Genomic DNA, 22364 nt, shown 5'->3' with positions numbered 1-22364 from the left:
CCTTGATGGTTTGATAAACGTTTTAGAAAGAAAAGGTTCTACTTAAATTATCTAAGGTTTTTTGAAATAAAGAGGGGATATTACTGGCCATTTGGCCAGTAGACGCGCGCGGCATTTTTTCTGTTACATGAGAAGATACCCAATGCTCCCCACATTGCTCAACTAACCCAAAAAACCTAATGATAAAAACTTCTTACCTCTCTGGGGTTTGCTTGATGGCTGTGTCTGCCATGGCGAATTCGGAGATATTAGTCGGTTATGATTTCGACGCGATTGCGTCAGATTATAGAGACGCTACGGTGCAAAGTGCGAATGTGATCGTGAGTCAACTGACGTCACCGATGGACATTTCTCTGTATGGCGCTGGCGGCGATAATTCTGGCTTAGATGCCAGCGGCCAAACGCTTGGGAGCGCTGGAAGCCTCGGAGCTGTGGCTATTCAGATCTATGACGCGACTACCAGTAGTTTCGCCGACGCGATTGAGGGAAACGATTACCTCACCTTCACGGTTTCTCCTGGCGATCAGCACCAACTCCATCTTTCAAGCCTCACTTTTAAGGTGAGTAAGCAGTCCGCGATCTCGGTCGACGAATATGCCGTCACGGATAGCGCTGGTAATCTGATAGGAAGCACTGCAGCCATTACCAATGTGTTGGGATTAAGTGGCACGCTTGATGGGGTATCGATCGATCTATCTGACTCACAGTTTCAGAATTTGACTGAGGCGACGACCTTCCGCATCTATGCATGGGGGCGCGGGGCTGCTAGCGGTTCTAGTTCATTGGCAATGCTTGATAAAGTCGTGCTTAACGGAACTGCGGAGCCAGCGAGATTGGTGGCTTATGATTTTGATGCTGACGCACCAGATCCAAGTGTTCCAACGCTGGCCGATGCTTCTCTATCTGCAAGTGCGTTGGAGTCGCCGATGGCGATTTCGTTCGATAGCGGCAATGGGGACAATACAGGTCTTGATGCTAGTGGATTTGAATTGGGTAGTTCTGCCACGCTCGGAGCGGTTGGTATTCAGGTAACAGATGCTGTTAGGCAAACCTTTGAACTGGCGAAAGAAAGTGATAATTACATGGCGTTTACTATCACTCCGGATGCTGGGAAAGGAGCCCACTTGACAGGTATTTCCTTTAAGGCAATCAAGCAGAATGGAGATTCAGTAGACGAATACGCAGTCACCGATGCTGATGGAAATTTGATTGGAAGCACTGTTGCCATTGAGACGATCGATGGCTTGGTTGCTTCCTATGATGGTGTGACGATCGACCTCGAGCATAGCGACTTAGAATACATCACTGAAGCGACCGAAATTCGCATTTATGTTTGGGGGCGTGGTTCGAAGAGAACATCAGGATCACTTGCTGGGTTCGATAAAGTCACCTTGTATGGATCTGCGTTCGACGTGGGGAATGATTACTATGTCGATGAGACGGGGAATGACAGTAATAGCGGGAGTGCCAATCAGCCTTTCGCTAGTGTGCAGCACGCTGTTAATCAGGCGGGAATAGGAAGTACCATTTATATTGGAGGTGGAAGCTATCATGAGACAGTTGATCTATCAGGTGTCATTGGAGTCACCTTGCGACCAAATGGTAATGAGCAAGTGACCTTCAACGGTACGCAAGCGATTACTACGAACTGGACGCTTGAGGATACGGATTCCATCGTCTTACCGGATGGAAATGATACTCCAAGCGAGAACCTTCCAGGGCGTGGTATGGTGTACGTTACCACGCTGGATGATAGTATCGATGATGTGACGCAACTGTTTGTCGATGATAAGATCATGACCTTAGCGCGTTTTCCCAATGCACTTGTCTGGTCAGATGATTTTTGGGAGCAGCGAACACAGAAACAATCAGGCTCGTCACGCGGGTATATTGTCGGAACAGATGCAATCGCTGAGGCGGGAGTTTCTTTCAAGGGGTGCATGATGCTTCATAACTTTGAGAACTATGGATCTCACGTTTCGCATGTCACTTCGCACACAGCAGGGAATAATATTTTCGAGTACAATAGCATCGGCGGGTGGAGGCACTCGAGTGCTTACTTCTTTGAGGGAGGCAAGGGGAATGCCGAACGTGTGCTGCTGGATATGGCACAGGAATGGGCCTATGACGAAAATACTCGCCAGCTCTATCTCTGGGCTGACGATGGACAAAATCCAACGGGACGCACCATCGCTGGAAAAGTGCAGACCTTTGCCATCATAGGCGATGCAACAACGAAAAATATCACACTTGATGGCCTTAACTTTTTTGCGACCACTTGGAGTTTTACTTCATCAGACGGTATTACCATCCAGAATTGTAACAATGAATATCCTTCTTGCTCTGACCGAGCAAAGGGAGTCGGAGGGCAACCGAAGACGGCTTATATACAAGGCTCAAAAACTGATTTTTGTGAGAATGTGACGCTTTATAATAACATCTTTCGCCGAGCGGATGGTGCAGGGCTGATGACTGCCTACACAGGCAATATGTTAGTCGAAAACAACTTATTTGAGCAGATCAACTATACCTGTGTGGCTGGTAAGGCCGTGCAGTTGGCGGGCAGCCGAAATTTAGTAGCGCGTCACAATACTCTTAGAGATTCTGGGACATCGGCAGGATTTTCGATTGGTCGTTGGTATATGGATCCTACGGGCATTAACCCTTATGTATTCGAGAATAATGTGGCCGAAGGGTGTTCGCGTATGCAGATCGATGGAACCGCTTTTTATGCGGTGGGAGGAAATGCCCAGGAATCAATCACGCGTTATAACTGGGGCTATAATAACCGACAGCGAGATTTCCGATGGGATGGGAACAACACACCGCTCATCGGCATCTATTGCAATATCTACCGTAATGTTTGCATGAACTCGGTAAATAAAACGAGCAACCTGATCGGTGGAGCCTATAAGTTGAAAGGCGATTTCCACGAAATTTACAACAACATCGCGATTGATGTGGATGGCAGAGTGAAAGGGCAGTTTGAAATTTCTATCGGTGCAGGTGGAAATGCGAATTCCGAGTCATTTAACAATGCTGGAGATTATCTTTCAGGCAATAACACGGACGGTGATATCCCAGGTGTTACCGGCAATAATTACCTAGCTCAGAGAGCGTCGCGTGACATGTCACTCTTACTGCGTGATCCTTACGGATTTGATTTCCGTCCTCGTTGGGATGCTGTTGAGCTTATTGATCAGGCAAAAGAAGTCAGCTGTACCTACTATAATGGTGAACAGGTCGTCGATGTTACCGCTGGGTACACTGGGAATGCTCCTGACATTGGTGCCTATGAGTTTGGTGATGATAATTACATTATTCCAGGCTATCGGACGCCTCAGGCATCCACACCTATCCCTGCCGATGGGAACTCTCATGCGCTCTATGATTGTGATTTGATGTGGCTCGGTGGATTGAATGCAGTTTCCTATAACATTTATCTGGGCACTACTGCGAACGGCCTTTCGTTCCAAGGCAATCAGACGAACAACATCTTTAATCCAGGTGGGTGGACGAACGATCAGACCTACTTCTGGCGTATCGATAGCGTGCTGGAAGACGGTTCTGTGGTCACGGGTGATGTTTGGACATTCACCATCAATGACCATACGCCTCGGGCTTTTTCAAGCAGACAGGCTGTAGACGAAGACCAATCTGTCTCGTTTGAATTGTCTGGCCATGACCCTGACGGCAATGCCTTGACTTACACGGTTTCAAGTAACCCCGTGAATGGTACCATCACTGGGACTGCACCGCATTTGGTCTACACGCCCAATGCAAATTTTCACGGCACGGATTCGATTCTCTATACTGTGAATAATGGTAGCTCTAACAGCACCAATGCGATTGTGATCTTTGAAGTGGCTGATGACAATGCAGATGCGCCGTCTTTCACGGCGACTTCGTTCACCGAAAGCGCTGCAGTCATTGGAAGTGTCTACTCCGGTTCTATTGCTGCTGCGGCAACCGATGTGGATGAACAAGCCTTGAGTTACTCGATCGTGAGTGGCCCAGCATGGTTGGAGCTTGCTACTGACGGAGCGCTTAGTGGCTCTCCTGCACTCGCTGATTTTGGTATCAATACGTGGGTCGTACGCGCCACTGACCCGACGGGGCTAAGTGCAACAGCGACACTTAAAATCAAAGTCATCGAGGATGCCATCGCCGTACTTGGCTTTGAAGGGTTCGGAACGGATATCGCTGCAAACCCTCTCACTATTGGGGGCAATGCCGATAATCTAACAGTTGTAGGTGTAGAGGATGGAAATGATTACCTCTATTCGGTCGTGTATTCAAATGTAGATGTCGATGGTGACAGTCAAAACGACACGCTGACCTTTGATCTACGTGTCAAAGGCTGGACGGGGAGCACGACGGATGCCGCCCTCGATACAGACGGTAGCACAGACGCTGCTTCTGCAATGATCGGCACCACGGTCGCCAATGTTGTCTTGTCGAGTGAGAAGTTTACCATTGGAGACTCTAAGATGGCCAATGGCCAAAGCTTGGAATTCCTGTTGGAGAATTTGTCAGTCAATTTGACCAACCCAGCCATTTACGGAAGTGCTGCTTCAGCTGGATTCACTTCTGCTCTGTTGAAGCAAACATCAACTACAGGAAATTCCCATCAAGCTATCTTTGGTGAGGGAACAGGGCTGTTAGGGATTCAATTTGCTACCAACGTGAACTCAGGCCAATTGGATGTTGGGCGTGGATCTCTCTATATCTCATCGGATGCTGGAAACGGCACTCGATCGACCAGTTGGGGCGTGGCCAATGTCGACTTCACTATTGAAATCGAGACAGCTGCCTATGGTAGCTATACGGAATGGGCCGCCAATTACGGTTTGAATGATGCGCTTGCTTCAGCGGATTCTGATGGCGATGGCATATCGAACTTGGAAGAATACCAAAACGGTACAAACCCACTGGTCAATGTTGCTCCGGTAGCAGACCCGATTAGTCTAACAGTCGATGAAGATGACTCAGTGTCCATCACCCTCAGCGGTTCTGACCAAGAAGGCAACAGCCTCAGCTATCAAGTGATCACACCACCGGCTAACGGCACATTGAGTGGTTCGGCTCCCAATCTAAGCTATATGCCTGAGGCTGATTACTACGGCTCAGACTCTTTTAGTTACATTGCGAATGACGGCTCCAGCCAGAGCTCTGTCGCTACGGTTTCGATTACGATTCTTCCGATCAATGATTTGCCAAATGTGGGAAGTTCAGCAATTGTAGCGGCTGCGTTAGTCAATGCGCCGTTCACTGGGACATTGGCAGATGCCGTCTCTGATCCCGATGGAGACAGCCTCAGCTTTGCCGTTCTTTCAGGCCCGAGTTGGTTGAATATAGCTGCGAATGGCTCACTTAGTGGCACAGCAAGTCTCGAGGATAAAGGGCTCAACACTTGGCTCGTTCAGGTAGATGACGGAAATGGCGGAAGTTCCACCATTGATCTAGAAATCACCGTGGAGCTCCCCATCCTCGTTGGTTATGACTTTGACGAAGGTGATCCGGCTTCGCCAACGCTAGTTTCTGAACATCTGACTGCGAGCGTGATGACCTCTCCGATGCCTATCTCTTATGATTCCTCCTTCGGTGATAACAGTGGTGTAAGCGCCTCAGGTCTGGAGTTTGGCAGTGCCGAGACTCTTGGAGCTCTCGCCATTCAAGTGATTGATGCGACGACATCGAGCTTCGCCAATGCGCTTGCTGGTGACGACTACATCGCCTTCACCGTGACACCTGCACTCGGTACTGGACTTCAGCTCTCTAGCCTAAGCTTCAAAGCGACGAAGAAGCATATCCATTCAGTAGATGAATACGCAGTGACGGATGCCGCTGGAAACATCCTCGGAAGCCCAGCTTCCATTACCAATGTGCTCGGTCTAACAACTTCCTATGATGGTGTCACAGTAGACCTCGCAGGCTCTGACCTCGAGTTCATCACAGCACCTACGGAGCTACGCATCTATGCCTGGGGACGCGGCACAAGTAATGCGAGCAACACACTGGCAGCAATCGATAAAGTGACGCTCCACGGCAGTAACTACCTTGCTCCCGTTGCCTATTGGGAATTAGATGATGCTAGTACAAGCATCGGCCAGGACAGCAGTGGAAACGGCTTCGATGGTACTATTGCCAATGCCACTTCAGTGACCGGCAAAGTGGGCAGCGCATTGGACTTCAATGGATCTGATGCGGATGTCACTCTCCCTGCGAGCGTTTTTGCTTCCATCGACCAAGAGATCACCATCTCGTTGTGGGCCTACGGAGCAACAGACCAAGCGAGAAGCGACACTATCTTCTCAGCCAAAGATGCATCAGGTAATCGTGTGTTGAACATCCATCTTCCGTGGGGCAACTCTAACGTCTACTGGGATGCAGGCTGGAATGCCGGCTACGATCGGATCTTCAAAGCTGCCACAGCTGATCAGTTTAAAGGAAGCTGGAGCCACTGGGTGTTTGTAAAAAATGCGACCACAGGCAGCATGGCGATCTATCACAATGGGACTCTCTTCCACAGTGGAATAGGCACGACGAAGAGCATGGCGGGCATCACTGCTGCCACACTTGGTTCTGAACTCGGTGTCAGTAACTACGCGGGCGCAATCGATGAGGTGATCATCTATGACTCCGCTCTATCAGCGGAAGAAATCGCCGAACTCTACACTAGTTACGAGTAAGCAGACAGAGAGATAAATCAGCCAAACCAGCATGTTTCGGCGTGCTGGTTTTTGTCTTCACAGAGGAGGCTTGTGAATGAATATCCTTTCTCATGATGCGCATAAATTGTTACTTCAATAAACGATGAGGAAGCGCGATAGAAAAGCTCAGCTTCGGGCACCTTGGATATCTAGGGTGAGCGACGCTCTGTGCTTTGGTTGGTGCTGTGGCGTCTGGGGCTTCGCAGCTCTTGCTGCTCACGCGGTAGCAGCGGAAGCGTCGTACTCAGACCCGCTGAACCCCTCAGAAGAGACTGAGATCACTCGCTCGCGCAATGTTCCTTTTTATCAAATCCCTGAGCGTATCGAGAAATTAGCGAGTCTGATCACCGCAGAGAATGAGGTGCTCAAGGGATTGGCTCCGTTGAAGCCAGCTAAGCAATTTGACCAATTTGGCTATCACAGCGATTACCTTCCAGCGGTGGAAGGTGTGCCTGAGAATCCTTTGTGGACACTTGATTTTGACAGTCGTGTGATGACACGCCGCATTCTAGGCATTGTTTTAGTGCCTGCGATTGATGAACGTTCCGCTGAGCTTCAGGGCTATGCTTTTCCCAAACGATTTCGTATTTCTTCTGTCAATTCTAGGGGGAAGATCGAAAGGGTGTATGTCGATTGGACGGCTCGGGATTTTCCAGATCCGGGGATGCGGCCTGTGGTGTTCAAGTTTCCTTCCCAGTATGCCCAAGTTGCGACAGATGGTCTGCGATCAGGGTTGCGTCTCGAAGTGTTTTCAGCGGAAGAGGACAATGGACTCGAGTTTTTCTCGCTTGCGAGGGTGCACTTGATCCGCACCAACGCGCTGCATTCACCTAGAGCCGTCAATGTCTCTTCCAGTTTTGAGTCTGCTCCCTATTGGAGTGCTGAGTATCTGTCCTCGCCGCGTCACACCTTGGGCATGCCTTTGTCTTCGAAGCTGGGTTCTGAGGGCAACTTGGTCTGGCCACTTTCGGTATCTCGCTTTGAAAAACCCATCGTTCTCAGAATAGAGATGCATCATAAGCCTGAGCAGCTGGGGTGGATCAGTCTCTTTCCTGGAAAAAGCCCAGATGGGATCGATGTGCCTGGATACGGATTTCCTCAGTCGATTCGTTTTTTCCGCCTCCAAAAAAAGTACGACAGAAATAATTACCGTCGCCTGCCTATAGAGGAGCATGCGCTCTTAGGGAACCCGGGCAACAATATGGTTAGAGTGACGGACTTAGGCCGGAGGCTCGATGCTCTCGAAGTCGAACTCAATGACTTTCCAGTCTATCAAGGGCAAGCAGTGTTAGCGCTCGGTGAAATTGGACTTTCCTTTAATGGTCGCAATATCTCGAAAGGTTGCACAGTGAGTCTGCGTCATGGTGATGTGGAGCATATTCCTGACCTCTCAGCTCTGGTCGATGGCAAGGTTGATGGTCGAGAGGTGCTGCCTTTGCCCGAATGGATTGACCAACTTGCTGCAGGCAAACCGCACGATGCCCGACTCGCGGCTTTTGAGGCCGAGCACTTGCGGTTGAGTGAACGATGGAAGCACATCCGCGAACGCTCCTTGATGAGTCTGGGGGTGTTGCTTTCGTTAGGAATTCTCATCTTCGTCTATTGGATGCGCCGGAGTAAGAAAATGGCGCAACTGCGCCTGCGTCGGCAGATTCATTCTGACTTGCACGATGAAGTGGGAAGTAACCTTGGCAGCATTTCTCTTATGGCTGAGCAACTGGAGAGTCTTGCGAAAGATCAGCAAATCAAAGAAGGCTTAGAAGATTTATCACTGCTCGGGCGCGAGGCTTACGCTTCCTTGCGAGAAGTCCTTTGGCTCGTCGACCAACGCACGATCCGTCTGCCGGTTCTCATCCAAAAACTCGCGGAGCGTGCCGAGCGAGTCCTCAACCACGCGGAGCTCAGCATAGAAATTCCAGAACATTGCCCGGACCAGGTTGTTTCACTCAACTTCAAGCGACATCTCATCATGTTCTTCAAAGAAGTGGTGCACAACTGCGCACGTCACGCTCATGCGAGCAAAGTCCACATCGCAGTCTCGATTATGGATACGCAGCTTCAGCTCACTGTGAGTGACAATGGTTGCGGCTTTGACTCCTCTGTGCCGTCTTCGGGATGGGGGCTGTCGAATCTCAAGCAGCGTGCTAAAGAAATGGGGGGAGAGATGCAGCTGAGCTCTCAGCCGGGTAAAGGGACGACGACCGTGTTGCAGTTTCCTCTCTCAGCTCTCACAGATGCGTCGAGCCATTCTTACCGAACCTCTAATTGAAAAAGCGAACTTCTTACTGGTAGTCACTCATTGACTCTCATAGCTTCGCCGAAACACACATGCGACCAATCAACATATGGGTGGTGGAGGATGACGCTGGTTTCCGCCGCACCTTGCGCAGTCTGCTCGATATGCATGAGCGGATGCATTGTAGCCGGGTGTTCCCCTCATGTATTGAAATGTTTGACGCTCTCAAGTCTGAAGAGCACCCCAACCTCATCTTGATGGACCTCGGACTTCCTGGCATGGATGGAGTCGAAGGGATTCGTAAATTGACTCAAATCGCTCCAGACGTGGCCGTGGTGGTGATCACTGTCTTTAGAGAAAAAGTAAAGGTTCTAGAAGCGCTCGACGCTGGAGCTACTGGCTATTTATTGAAAACTGCGACTGGTGCTGAAATTGTTGATGGAATAGAACAGGTCTTCGCCGGCGGCGCGGCACTCAGTCCTGATGTTGCTAAAATTGTGCTCGATGAAATGCGCAAGGCTCCCACTCGCGATAGTTTTAAGCTCTCTGCTCGCGAGATCGAAGTGCTCGAGCATTTAGCGATGGATCTTTCGGTTAAAGAAATCGCCGATCGACTCGGGATCAGCCGCCGCACGGCCGCTTTCCATCTCGAAAACATCTATCGTAAACTCCAGGTGCAGTCACAATCTGGAGCCGTCGCCAAAGCCCTGCGTTCGGGCATTATTTAGTTCTCACCTAGATCTGTGGGGGCTGCCGGCGAGTGGTCATGACTGTGTGATCCTAACTGGCTATTTGGCCAGTAGACTTAGGAGTCGAGAATTCGATAGAGATACGATGAAGCTCACCCCTCGGGGATTCACTTAAGATCATGTGAGCTCATTCTTGAGATAAAACCTCAACTACTATGAAAAAAATTACGACGACATTACTCGCTAGCTCATTAGTACTCATCTCCTCTGCGAATGCGGCGGTTCACATTTCAACCGTTGGCGGCACTGGATATGATATCACAGGTGTGGAGGCTACCGCATATTATACATCAAGTGTGCTCAAAACTTACGATGTCAATGGTGACAATAAATACGGTACCGATGGTTACTATGTGTTTGGCGGCTCTGGAACCAATAACAATGCGGAATACAATACGGCAGGTGCATTTGCTTCTTTAACGCCTAGCTTCGTCACATCAATTACTGCGGATAGTTCTGTGACACTTTCGCGTTATAATTCTAGCCAGACTGCAATGGATAATCCTGTGGCAGCTATGGAAGGAACAGACTTTGGCAATGCGGGCTATCTCATGAACAATGGAACAGCTGGCACAACTGACCTTCCCATGCTTTCTTTCGCTGTAACAAACTCGGATGCTATGACTTTCCGTTTTGGGGTCCTTGCTGGTGGGGAACAAGCCGCCGATGGTAGATATGATCCCACAGCATTGAGTTTAACATTTATTGGCGACGGAACTACAGCAAGTGTCTCAACGCTGCCAGTTATTGCCGCCGATGATTTAGGAATGGTGTTCTTCGATGTCACACTCGATGCAGGTACTACAGGGACATTCACCCTTGCTGCTAATGAGCGTTCGCAAAATGCTACGATTAACGGCATTACTTTTGATGTTGCAGCAGTACCAGAGCCATCCTCAGCTGTGATGCTTTTCGGTGGATTGGGTGGCCTTATCTTGCGTCGCCGCAGAGCTTAATTTTTCTATCTTAGAGTGACTCTTTAACTGCCGGGTGACCGCTGACATTCCGGCAGTTATTCTTTAACGGTGCACCTGTTCATTCGCATCACGATGTCGAGTCTTGCTCCATGCGCCCTTCGGTTTGTACGTAATTCTATGATAAAGAATTTATCGTGTTCGCCGGTGCGATGAAAATATCCCAATCAGTTTAAGCAGCAGTTGCCATCTCGGCTGTGGCGAAGGGCTACTATAGAAAAAAGCCAGCACCCGGGAGGCACTGGCTTTGAATGATTACTTGTCGTGCAATTCTATTCGTAACTCGAGTAGAGCTCTGCGACTTCTTGAGCGGTTAGAGCGACGTTGTAGAGGATGACATCATCGATCGCGCCTGCGTAGTGGCTGGTGCCTAACTGCGCTCCAAGTGTGGCGCTGGCGATACCTGCTATGCTTTTTGATTTGCTCGCTCCGCTGTGGAAGAGAGTGCCATTGTGGTAGATTTCCATCGTCCCTGTTGTCGCATTTTTTACGAATACCCAGTGGCTCCAGCTGTCTTTGAACTGCGCAGCGGTGGCGACTTTGTAGATCCGATCATAGCCCGCGTTCCAGCCTGCATCCCAATAGACATTGGAGTTGCTCCAAGGGAGGTGGATGTTGAGCACGCGGTTACCAGAGCTGTCTTCAGCTGCAAATAATGTATCGTTTCTCGCCTGGTTCGATGCTCCATAGGCCCAGAATGAGAGGGTGATCTCTTGGTCGATGGAAGCAAAGGCGCTCGCGGGGAGGGTGACCTCGGCATTGCTGCCATTGAAGTCGAGTGCTGTCCCATCCACACCGGCTACCGAGCTGGCATTCGCGATCGCAGCATCAAAGCCATTACCACTGTAGTCGAGAGCAACCGCCGAGCCGCCATCGTCGAGAGTCCAGTTCGCAAGTGGGTGGATCTGGACACTCCCGTGCAGGGTCACTTTATCAATAGCAGCAAGGGTGTTGCCAGTGCTTGTGGTATTGCGTCCCCATGCGTAGATGCGGAACTCGGTAGCTTGGCTGATTTCAGCATAGGCTGTACCAGAGAGGTCGACGAGCACGCCATCGTAGTCACCAGTGAGCGGGAACACGCTGGTAATGTTGACAGTGCTGCCAATAAGATTACCGCTAGCATCGGTGACAGCGTATTCATCCACTGAGCTATTCGCTTTCTTGACGCCAAGGAAGCTGATTCCCTCAAGCTGAAGTGCTCTGCCTGGTTCAGGTGTGACGGTGAAGCTCATGTAATCATCGCCATTCACCGCATTGGCAAAGCTGGCGGTGGTAGCATCGTCGACGCCGATACCGACGGCTCCCAAGGTGCTCGCATTGCCGAAGCTCGCTCCTGTAGCATCTTTGCCCGTGTTGTCTCCAATCGTAGTAGTGTAGGAAATATCCATGGGCGAGCTGAAGTCGCTGGCACTGAATTCACTGGCAAAAAGGGTTGCCGCTGGCGATCCCGCGTCAAAGTCATAGCCCATGAGAATCTGAGAAGTGACTTCGATGTCGTAGTTGATTAGAGCGGATCCACCTTGGCCATCAGTTACCTGAATGACCCAGCTGTTCGTTCCTGCATCAGTGAATCCTGGGGAGCCGCTGAGTGTCCCATCGCTTGCGACGTTGAGCCAGCTAGGTCCAGAAACCACGGAGTAGCTGAGGCTGTCGCCATCAATGTCACTCGCTGAACCCGCGATGGAAAGATCGTAGGCTCCGCGAACGGAGATCGCGCCACTCGCAGGTGGGTTATCGATGCTCGGGGCGTCATTGACGGGGTGAACCGTGATATGAACTACCGTTACTTCACTCTCTGCTAGCCCGTCATTGGCGAGGTAGGAGAATGAGTCACTACCTTCATAGTTAGGGTTAGGTGTGTATGTTAGATTCGGTGCGGTGCCGGAGATGCTGCCGTGGCTCGGAGCAGAAGTCAGAGCATAACTCAAGTCATCACCCTCCAGATCAGTGGCGGTGAGCGAGAAGTTGACCGAGCTGTCTTCGTCCACCGACACTTGTGTTAGGCTACCAGTCGGTGCATTGTTGAGGTCGAGAACCATCGATTGGACTGACTTTCCGCCACCATCGTCATCTTGGCCGTAAAAGGCGACATGATAACTTTTCGTGAGGTCAAACCCTTCAGGAATCACACCCGACGCCTCTTCGACACCATTGATGAAATAGCGCCATAGGCCGTCGGTACCAACTTCGATCTGAATCTCATTCACGCTCCCAGCCACAAATTGTGCATGAGTTCCCGATTGGTCGAGTGTGGTGACGGTTGATCCATTGGTGTAGTTGAGTCCTTGGGCTGCAGCACCAGCATTGGTGGTGAGATTGACCCCTAAACTGTAGATGCTTGTGTCTGTCTGGAAGGGGTTAAAGCCTGCGTAGCTCGAAAGGTCGGTGTCCGCGCTGATCAAACCGAAGGAGAAATTGTGCGCTAATGGATTACCGATGCTTCCTGTAGTGGCGTTGACGGTGAGTCTGAAGCCTGCATCAGACTGAAATGACTGAGAGGTGTACATCAACGAGCGGTAATTAAAGTTATTACTTTTATTGTGATAGCTTAACTCATCGGTGAGACCTTGTTCGTAGGCTGCTGTGGACCAATACGCGCCACCATTGATCGAGTTGGTCTCCATCGCGAGGAACTGAGGGTTCGTGACGTTGATTTCGATCGTTGCCTGCGTGGTGGCGTTGCCGTCATGCAGGTTGAGTGTCATGGTGTTGAGGCCATCGTCGTGACTCGCTGGGGTGCCATTGAGCTGCCACAGGTTTGGAGCAATTTCCACTAAGCTGAGCCAAGAGGGACCACTCGCTTTCGTGATGGTGAGAGCGTCGCCATCAAAGTCTTCGAAGTCGACACCGCGCACGAGCGTGTGGCTGAATGTCTCAAAGGTATGAGCGTCTGGCAATGTGAGGGTGTTGGAAATCCACACGGGAGCGCCTCCGCTGGTGTCAGCGAAGTTGAAGTCATTGGCATTGACTTGCAGTTCGATGGAGCGAGATCTCGCGTCCAAGTTCACATCGCGTGCTCTGATGTTGAATGCGTATTGTACCGCTGCATTTTCTGTAGGAGTACCGCTCAAAATCCAATGACCAGGGTTATTGGCGTCTTCTGCAATACTCAGCCACGCTGGAGCTCCATCTTGAAACCACACCGCATCAATAGCGTCCCCTTCCGGATCCCAGAAATCGACCTCTTCAACCAGCACGTGGTAGTAGGCTTGGCCGATGGTTGCTTCAGGAAGAATGGTGTAGGCTCTTGCCCAGTTGGGTGCGCCAGGGAATTGCACTGCGGCCAAATGGTCGTCATTGGCTTTGAGAAGGTCGTACGCCCATCCTCTCAGTTTTTTGACGCCTTGAGAGGATTCTGTTGAGCCTCCCCATGTCATTGAGCCTCCAGCAATGAGGGCTTCTTCGTTCCACTTCAGGAAGTCCGCTTCCTCCCACGCTTGAAAGGGGCCATCTGACCAAGAAGTGGTCGCGAGCTTGGAATGGAAATTACCAACAATTAGGTCGTCCCAAGTCCAGTTACCGCCATTGTGCACGTAGCCATTCGTCTCCATCATGCGGATGACGTGGTTGTAGTTACGGTCATAGGCTCCGTTTTCTTTACTGCCGTGGTCGGTATTTCCGCCATAGGCGTGACCGAAGGTGAAGTCTTCAAATTGCACGGCAATGTGGAATGGGAAGCCATCATAGTGGATGTTGCTGCGTCCTAAGTTGTAGGCAACTGGGATATCGGGATTACCAGCGCGCACGGCATTGGTGAATGCCTGGAAGAGTCGTTGCTCCTCGATCAAGCCGCTGGTGCCGTTGTCTCCGACGCGTGGGATGTCGTCTCCAGAGTCAAAAATCCATCTATCAAAGTGGTGGCCGTAACGCAGCGAGTAGTCTTTCAACACGAACTCTGCGTAGCAGAACATGTACTTTCGGTCTGGGTAGATGCTGTCCGCATCCTCGTATTGTTGCGTTGTCCGGTTCCATATTCCTGTGTGGAATGGTTGGCTCTGGATGAATGCTTGCGCAGTCGGATCGGTGTCACACCATTCTTTCCAGCGTTCGACAAAGACCGTGTAAGAATCACCGAGGTCACCGACGAAGTTTTTACAGTTCGTGTAGGATTGGACCTGAAAGCCTGCCGCTTTGATTTCTAGGATTTCTTCGAGGAAAGTATCATTCTCCGGCTCGTCCAGCGTCAAATCTCCCCAAGGTGGCACCACTAAATTGATGCGTTCCCCATTTTCATCCACGTCTCCCTCGGACAGGCTTTCTAGTAGCTTGTGAGGAACGAAATGCAGCGCTGACTGAGTGGCGCCGGAATTGAATCCAACACCTGCGAAGTCCATGGTTCTGAAATCTTTCAGTTCCTCGACTCCCGCTTCTCCTCCTGCAGCCCAGGTGCCTCGGATATGTGCTGCGCGTTCGCCCGCCGCTGGTGCGGCTTCTAAGCTAAGCGATTCAATGGTTTTTCCGCCACCATGGTCGTCTTGCCCATAGACCACGACATGGTAGCTCTTGCTCAGGTCAAAGCCTTCCAGAAGGACTCCAGATGCTTCGTACTCTCCATCGATGCGATAGCACCAGTAGCCTCCGATTCCGATTTCTAGAGTCACTTCACAGGACTCGCCCGCCTTGAACTGTGCTCTGGTTCCGGATTGGTCGAGCGTGGTCGTTGTCGAGCCGTCGGTGAAATTGAGACCGCGAGACGCTTCTCCAATGTCAGCTGTTACATTCGCTCCCACACTGTAAACACTCGTGTCAGTGAGAAAGGGGTTGAAGCCCGTGTAGGATGATAAATCGGTGTCAGTGCTCACTAAACCAAAGGACAAATTATGCGCTGCTAGATCGCCAATCGACCCTGTCGTGAAATTGACAGTGAGCCTAAAGCCAGTGTCGGACTGGAAGCTGTTCTCGGAGTAGAGAATGGCTCTACGGGTGTAGCTAGTGCCAGCCGTATTGAAGGTGGCATCGCCGTCGTCGGTCCAAGAATGGCCTTGGATGGTTTTGTTGACTGCTCCGCCGCCAACGCCTGTATTTGAGCTTAGTCCGTCATTATCAAATGTGTCTTCGTAAAGCAGGTTTGCATGTGCCATGGAGCAAAGTGTGGCTATGCAAACACTGGCGAGACCCTGTGTTTTATTCATTGTGTAGTTGAGTGGGTTTATTCGTACACCTCATAGGTTCGTAGGTGCGCGTTTGGAGACCCTATGGATTTGATAATTAGAGGTCAATGAGTTCGTTGATTTTTGGATGAATTGCGTAATGGTGTTGTGTATTATGCGTGATCAATCATTTCATGCATAGGTTAAATGAATGATTTTAATAGTCTGTGTTAGAGTGCCAAAAAAGGATCAAGGAAAGGTTGGAAAGATTAGATCTAATGATTAATTTTTCAGACAGCCCTAACGTTCATCACGTGAATACGTGTATGTGAGTGAGTTTACATAGGTGAAAAAGTTATATAGAAGAGTGGCTCGCGTATAGTGATGGAGGGAGTGTTCTATTTTTAATGAGATGCTCTTTCTTTCTCTAGGGAGTCACGACCAGAGGTTGTTAAATTGGAAAATAGAAGGGCACTTCGAGAATATGAAAAATAAATTGCTTAGCCCCCTAGTTATGCGTTCTGCCGGGACATTTTTGTTAGGTGTTGTTGTGGGACACATCACAGGAATTGAGGGAACGGAATCAGGTGAGGCTGAGATAGAGAATCGAGAGTCGAGTGAGAGGACGTCTATTAAGCATCGAAGCAGCGTAGGAGCTAGCGCTTCAGTATTTGGCGGTTTTGCTTCGCGGAATCCTAGAGGTTGGCAGCATGCGGCAGTTAAGGCACAAGATTCAGGAGATGTGGTAGAAAGTGATGCCTTACTTTTAGTATTAGTTTCTGAATGGGCGAAAAGAGATGCCTATGCGGCATTAGCATATGCAGGCACGGTACCTAATCGCAGTGATCTTGTTTATGAGGCATTACGTCAGATGGCAAAACAAGATCCGAATGAAGCATTAGAGTGGTTAGCTGGGGGGGCTATCAGTGTGGATCAGAAAAATTATTTTATGAGGGCCGTGTATGCTGGGATGGCTAGTAGTGATCCAGAGGGAGCACTAGGATTATTGGAGCAAATGCCAAAGGGTGCACAGCGCGATCAACTTGTATCTTTGACACTAAATGAGTGGGCGAAGCATGATATTCACGCTGCTTTTGATTGGCTAGAGACTGCGGAAATGACGCCACAATTTAGTCAGATTTATCAAGAGGTAATGGGACGTTATGTAGAGCAAGATCCAGAGCAGGCAGCTGGACTGGTTTCTCAAATGGAATCAGGTGATATGAAGCTAAATCTGGCTTCACAAGTTGCGACGAAATTAGCCGATCAGGATGTACATTTTGCGCTTGAGTGGCTTCAGTCTCTTGGTGATTTGGAGAAAAAATATGCCTTGTTAGGTGTGATGGATCGTTGGTCAGCAGGGGAAAATGGGGATGACGCTCTTAATTATTTGTTAGAAAATTATAGAGACTCAAATAATGATGAATTATTTACTGTCGTGGCGATGAATTTGTCACGTACGAGCCCGGAAACGCTGATGAAGTCATTTAGTTCACTGAATGAGTTTGAGCGAGTGACTGCAGCGCAGCAATTGGCGAACAACTTGGTACGATCTGATCCTGAACGCGGTCTACAGTGGATTGGTTCGCTTGAGTCAGGAGCTGCGAAGGACCAAGCCCTGAAGAGTAGTTTAGCATTTTATCAATACAGCAATGTTTCGCATGCATTTGGTCTGGCAGAGACTATTACTAGTCCAGCATTAAGACAGGGACAAATGCGCGAGGTGATGGAAACATGGATGTCAGTCAATCCTGCTGCCGCGGAGCAAGCCTTAGCGATATCATCAGTTCTTAGTGTGGATGAGAAGGAGGAGATGATGCGACAAGTGTACGCTAATCATCGAGTTAACGACTATGTGCTCCCTGCAAAGCAGTGAGACGTTATAGAGTAACTTAAAAACAAAAATGCTCCGTAGCAATGACACATAGGTCAGCTACGGAGCATGGGTTGAGTGGGTTTATTTATTTGTACTCAATGAACCAGTGTAAGTTTTGGCTAGGGTGGCTCGAATTCCAGAGGTGGACATTTTGATTATTGGCCCCACCGCCGCCGCCATTGATCCCGAAGCCGGAGGCATTACGTTTGACCAATTTATAACAACCATCGTCCATAGGTATTTTTTTCCATTGCTGGTTGTAGTTATTTGCGTCTTCGAGCCATAAGTAGACATTTTGATTTAAGGCTCCGCCATTTCCACCATCTAAGCAGTAGTTGGTACCTCTCTTTTTGTAGGAAAAATATCCGTCGCCACGGTCGATTTCTTCCCACATCAAGTTTGGGTTAGTGGGCTTATACCCATAGAGTCGGACGTTATTGCCATTTTCAGCACCAATACCATTGATGCAGTAATCTAGGGCATTACGTTTACGTAACTGCACATATTTTTCACGGCTGACTGTGAGATTAGCCTCTAAATACTGTAGCTGCTCGAAGGCCCAAGGCTTTGCTTCAAGCTGAGGCTTGGAGGTTGGTCTGTTAGCGTTGGGTTGCTTGAGTGGAACTCCCCAGCTGATTGCCCCACCACTGAGTCCGACTTCATTCCATTCAAGGAATTGCTCATTGGTGAGAGCTGGAACAGTCCCGTTATTCCACCGAGTAGTACTCATTTTAGGATAATAATGTCCCATCACTTTACTATTCCAGCCCTTATTCTCGTTTGAGTATACGTGTCCATCGGTGTTTGCCATGGTTTCACAGAAACTGAAATTTCTGTCGTATAGGCTTTGAGTTCCTGTCGGGTTATTGAGTCCACCAAAGGGATGACCAAAGGTGTAGTCAGCATGAATCGTGGAATTGTTAAACGGCTTGGCCGCCCATCCCACTCCATGGTTAAATGAAACCGCTCCATTGGGGTTTCCTGAACGACACGCATTCGCCCAGGCTTCGTAAATCCTGAGTGAATCCAAGTCGGCACCTGAGTTGGCATCTCCTCCGCTGATTTCTATCTGAACTGCATGGTCAAAACACCAAGCATCGATCAAGTCTCCATAGCGTTGGGAATAATCCTTCAACACAAATTCGGCATAACAAAACATGTATGCTCGATCTGGGTATGCGGCATCTGTGTGATAAGACTGACTGTTGATGTATTGTTGTACTGCTGGAGTTGTATCGCAGTATTCTTTCCAGCGTTCCGCGATGGTCGCATCCCCATTAATTAGGTTTCGGCAGTTCACATAAGCCATGGTCCGCAGACCCCTATCTTTACAAGCTCTCAGCCAGTCTCCAAATGGGTCGACTCCTGATGCTGCTCGAGGACAGACCAATACATCTCCCATGAAGCTTTCAATCACGGGGCTAGGTGAAGTGTGTGAAGAGGATTTTGCTGCAGCATCAGTAAGATTTATCTGAATATAATCTACCGCTGTAATTTCTTCCATTTGATCTAAAAATGGCTCTATCGACATCCAGTCTTCGTTCTGCTCGATGAGCTCGATATCGTAACTTGTTGGATGCCACATTAGACCCAGTGCTCCTCGCATCCAGCTGGCTCTGTCACCGAGTTCGGCGTTCCCTATTCCGCTGGACACTGCCATCACAGCTGCCAGTAGTGCAGCCATACGTGTATTGTGTATTTTTCGTAGTTTCATGTTCGTTGTGTTTTTTGGGGATTGAAGCGCTCAAGACACAGCGAGGGAAAATGGCCTGAACTCTTGATAAAAAATCTGAGCGCTGAGGTGGAGCTATGAATGATCAGCTCAAGAGAAATGGCGGGGGGGAAGCATTTATGTTCCGAACCCAATACGCTTGGTATTCGAATAAACTACTTTAGTAACAGAAAGTAGGATAGACACGTAAATACGTTGTTGTGTGATGTAGTTTTTATATTATAGATTATATTTTTAATCGATGACTTAGTGGATGAATGTATTTTTATGGATCTGATAGTTATGAGCTTATGCTTGAATTGGAATATCCTGTAAGTATGTACTCTTGATGATGGAAATGAGTGAAATGAGGAAGGATCACAGTATGTGGATTTATCTAGTGTGTTTCATTTCACTGTTTTTCTTGGGCACAGCAGGGAAGCTGAGAGCACGATCCGATGTGGGATTGAATAGTTCGTCACTGACTGAGCTGGAAAATAAGAAGCGGTTGTTAGAGGAAGAGTTAGGGCAGCTCGCTAGTATTAGTTTACAGGGAGGAATGGGTAGTGTGGGTTTTCGTTCGCCACAATTTGATAGAGCTGATGAGACATACTGGGTGCGGATTCATCTAGGAAAGTTGCGGAAAATCGATCAGATCGTACTTTCTCCGGTGCTATGGCGTGACAGTCATGCGGATGAAGTGATTGCTAATGCGTTTCCTAAAGGTTTCAGGGTGGTGGTTGGTAGAGGGAATATGAAGCATGTGGTGGCAGAGTATACGGAAGAGGATGGTCTATTGCCGCGTGTGGCACCTTTAGTCATTAGTTTTCCTCAGATAGCAGCTTCATGGGTGAGGATTGAAACAACGAAGATGTCACCTCGAATTGAGAACGGGAAGTATGTCATGCAGCTTGCAGAAATTCAGGTGTTTAGCGGTTCTGAGAATGTAGCTTTACGTCGACGTATTACGACATCTCATAAAAACATGCCCAATCGGGCGACGCCTTATAAAACGCGTTTTCTTAACGATGGTTATGTGCCTTATGTGATGAACTCTGCTGATTCTGAGAGGTGTTTTCCTTTTTTGGGCCCGGTGCGGCAGCAACCAGATTTGGTCATTGATTTAGGAGAAAAAATGAAATTCTCACGGATACGTCTGCATGCAGTGGAGCAGAGTAATAACATTCCTCAGGGGACAGCAGGAGATATGGGGATTCCCCGTCGTTTTAAAATTTATGGTGCTGATTCTGAGGATTTTTCAGATGCACTGGAATTGTTAGATTATTCTTGGAATACCCTGTTTGATGTAGGTCCGATTATGGAATGGCCAATCGGTGAGGTATCGTGCCGCTATGTGAAGTTGAGTGTGCTAGAGCCCAATCCTGCCATTGGTCTTACGCCCATGGTGTCGCGAGTTGGGTTTGCGGAAATTGAGCTTTTAGATATGGGCGTAAATGTGGCTTTAGGTCAAAGGGCGTACGATGTCAGAAAAAGTAATCGCAGTCATCAGATTTATGGTAATCCGTTGGCGCTAACTGATGGTCACACCATTTATGGTAAGATACTGCCGCTACGCGAGTGGATGAACCAGATGGCGAGGCGTCACGATCTTATGCGTGAGTTAAGTGAGGTCGAACAAATGCTGGCTGAGGGCTATGCTCGACAAAAGGAGAAGATTTCTCAGATGCGAGTGACGACTGTAGTGTTAGTGGTGGTTATTATTTTGATGATGGGACTAGCCTATGTCATGAGGATTCACAATGAGGTGAAAGTGCGGGAGCGTATTGCCGCGAATTTGCATGATGAGCTTGGTGCGAATTTACATGCCATAGGGATTTTAGGAGATTTGGCTACTGATGCCGTAGATGACAGAGATGACTTGCTCGATACTCTTTCTAGAATCCGCAGATTAACGGAAAGCACTGGCTTAGCTGCGTATCGTTGTGCGAATATGATGAACGCGAAGAGTACGAGCGAAGATTTTGTCAATGATGTAAAGCAAGAGGCGAGTCGGCTTTTGGGAGACAAAAAATACACATTGAGTTTTGAGGGTGAGGAATTGCTCAATCAGTTATCGAGGAGGAGGCGAGTCGATCTTATGTTGTTTTTTAAGGAATGCATTGTGAATGCAATTCGTCATGCTAAGGCGACTCACGTTGAGATTACTTTCGTAGCGGAAGGTAAGGAGGTTCTACTTATTGTGAGAGATAATGGTATAGGTATAGAGCAGCATCAACCGAAAGCTCTCGCACGGCGCGCGAAATTGCTTAGAGGTACTCTTAGTTTTGAACCAGCAAGCGAAAACGCTGGTCTCTGTGTTACGTTAAAGTTTAGAAGTAAGAAATGGAATACTCTGTGGTAAAGGAAACTCTTCACATAGCGGTGATCGAGGATAATCATGAATACCGCGAGGCAGTTTGCTTGGTGATTAACCGAGATAAGTCTCTCAAGCTAGTGGGTGCTTATGAGAGTGTTGAAGAAGCATTGGAGCAGTTGAAAGTGGGTACAGAGACCCCTGATATTATTCTTTTAGATTTACATTTACCTATGATGTACGGTCTTGATGGCTTATCGCAATTCTTAGAACTGGCGCCAGATAGTGACGTGATTATTCTTACTCAATCGAGTGAGCAAGAGGATGTGCTGCGTGCAATTTCGCTTGGTGCGTCTGGTTATTTACTAAAATCGGCATCTGTGACAGAAATCAAAGCGTGTATTCATAAGGTTGCAGCAGGGGGAGCGATTCTCGCTCCAGAGGTTGCTAAATATGTGATGCAGACACTACAGAAGAAATCTTCGAAGGCAGGTAATGAATGTAATTTGACTAAACGAGAATTACAGGTTTTAGAGTTGCTCGCAGAGGGGATGATTAAAAAGGAAATTTCTGAGGCTCTTTCTATTGCTTACGATACTGTTGATATGCATGTGCGCAGAATCTATCAGAAATTAGAAGTAAGCAATGCACCTGCTGCGGTGACTAAAGCATTTCGCTCAGGTTTGTTAGATGCATAATCC

The 22364-nt window shown here is 48.8% G+C and carries 9 protein-coding genes; 7 read left to right on the top strand and 2 right to left on the bottom strand.

The window, feature by feature from the left end:
- Positions 1-179 precede the first annotated feature (179 nt).
- The 4 genes from ACFPK9_RS09045 (at position 180) to ACFPK9_RS09030 (ending at position 10654) form a co-directional block, all read left to right on the top strand.
- Positions 180-6692, top strand: coding sequence for an Ig-like domain-containing protein (locus tag ACFPK9_RS09045; protein ID WP_377094538.1), 6513 nt, complete (start codon positions 180-182; stop codon positions 6690-6692).
- A gap of 175 nt (positions 6693-6867) precedes the next feature.
- On the top strand, positions 6868-8982 hold the full coding sequence (locus ACFPK9_RS09040) for a sensor histidine kinase (protein WP_377094537.1): 2115 nt from the start codon (positions 6868-6870) through the stop codon (positions 8980-8982).
- Between the two features lie 59 nt (positions 8983-9041).
- Entirely contained in the window at positions 9042-9677 is a 636-nt protein-coding gene (locus ACFPK9_RS09035; RefSeq protein ID WP_377094536.1) for a response regulator, read from the top strand.
- Positions 9678-9853: 176 nt separating this feature from the next.
- Positions 9854-10654 carry a PEP-CTERM sorting domain-containing protein gene (locus ACFPK9_RS09030; protein ID WP_377094535.1) on the top strand — a complete coding sequence of 267 codons (801 nt, stop codon included), beginning with the start codon at positions 9854-9856 and terminating at the stop codon, positions 10652-10654.
- A 290-nt stretch (positions 10655-10944) separates the two neighbouring features.
- Here ACFPK9_RS09030 and ACFPK9_RS09025 read toward each other — a convergent pair whose 3' ends face one another.
- Positions 10945-15804, bottom strand: a complete 4860-nt coding sequence (locus ACFPK9_RS09025; RefSeq protein WP_377094534.1) for an Ig-like domain-containing protein — start codon at positions 15802-15804, stop codon at positions 10945-10947.
- A 406-nt stretch (positions 15805-16210) separates the two neighbouring features.
- Here ACFPK9_RS09025 and ACFPK9_RS09020 point away from each other — a divergent pair, with 406 nt between their 5' ends.
- Complete coding sequence (locus ACFPK9_RS09020) at positions 16211-17638, top strand: hypothetical protein (protein WP_377094533.1); 1428 nt, start codon at positions 16211-16213, stop codon at positions 17636-17638.
- Positions 17639-17723: 85 nt separating this feature from the next.
- Here the strand turns inward: ACFPK9_RS09020 and ACFPK9_RS09015 are convergent, their stop codons facing one another.
- Positions 17724-19322 (bottom strand): RICIN domain-containing protein, encoded by a 1599-nt coding sequence (locus tag ACFPK9_RS09015; protein ID WP_377094532.1) that lies wholly within the window; start codon positions 19320-19322, stop codon positions 17724-17726.
- 412 nt (positions 19323-19734) lie between these two features.
- Here ACFPK9_RS09015 and ACFPK9_RS09010 point away from each other — a divergent pair, with 412 nt between their 5' ends.
- Both ACFPK9_RS09010 and ACFPK9_RS09005 read left to right on the top strand, forming a co-directional pair.
- The gene (locus ACFPK9_RS09010) at positions 19735-21711 is read left to right on the top strand and encodes an ATP-binding protein (protein ID WP_377094531.1); all 1977 of its coding nucleotides are present in this window, start codon (positions 19735-19737) and stop codon (positions 21709-21711) included.
- A gap of 20 nt (positions 21712-21731) precedes the next feature.
- Entirely contained in the window at positions 21732-22361 is a 630-nt protein-coding gene (locus ACFPK9_RS09005; protein WP_377094530.1) for a response regulator, read from the top strand.
- The last annotated feature ends 3 nt before the right edge of the window (positions 22362-22364 follow it).

Source organism: Rubritalea spongiae, assembly GCF_042652385.1.
GTDB lineage: Bacteria > Verrucomicrobiota > Verrucomicrobiia > Verrucomicrobiales > Akkermansiaceae > Rubritalea > Rubritalea spongiae.
The sequence above is the reverse complement of the archived record's forward strand: the minus strand, read 5'-3'. Positions and strand labels throughout refer to the sequence as shown.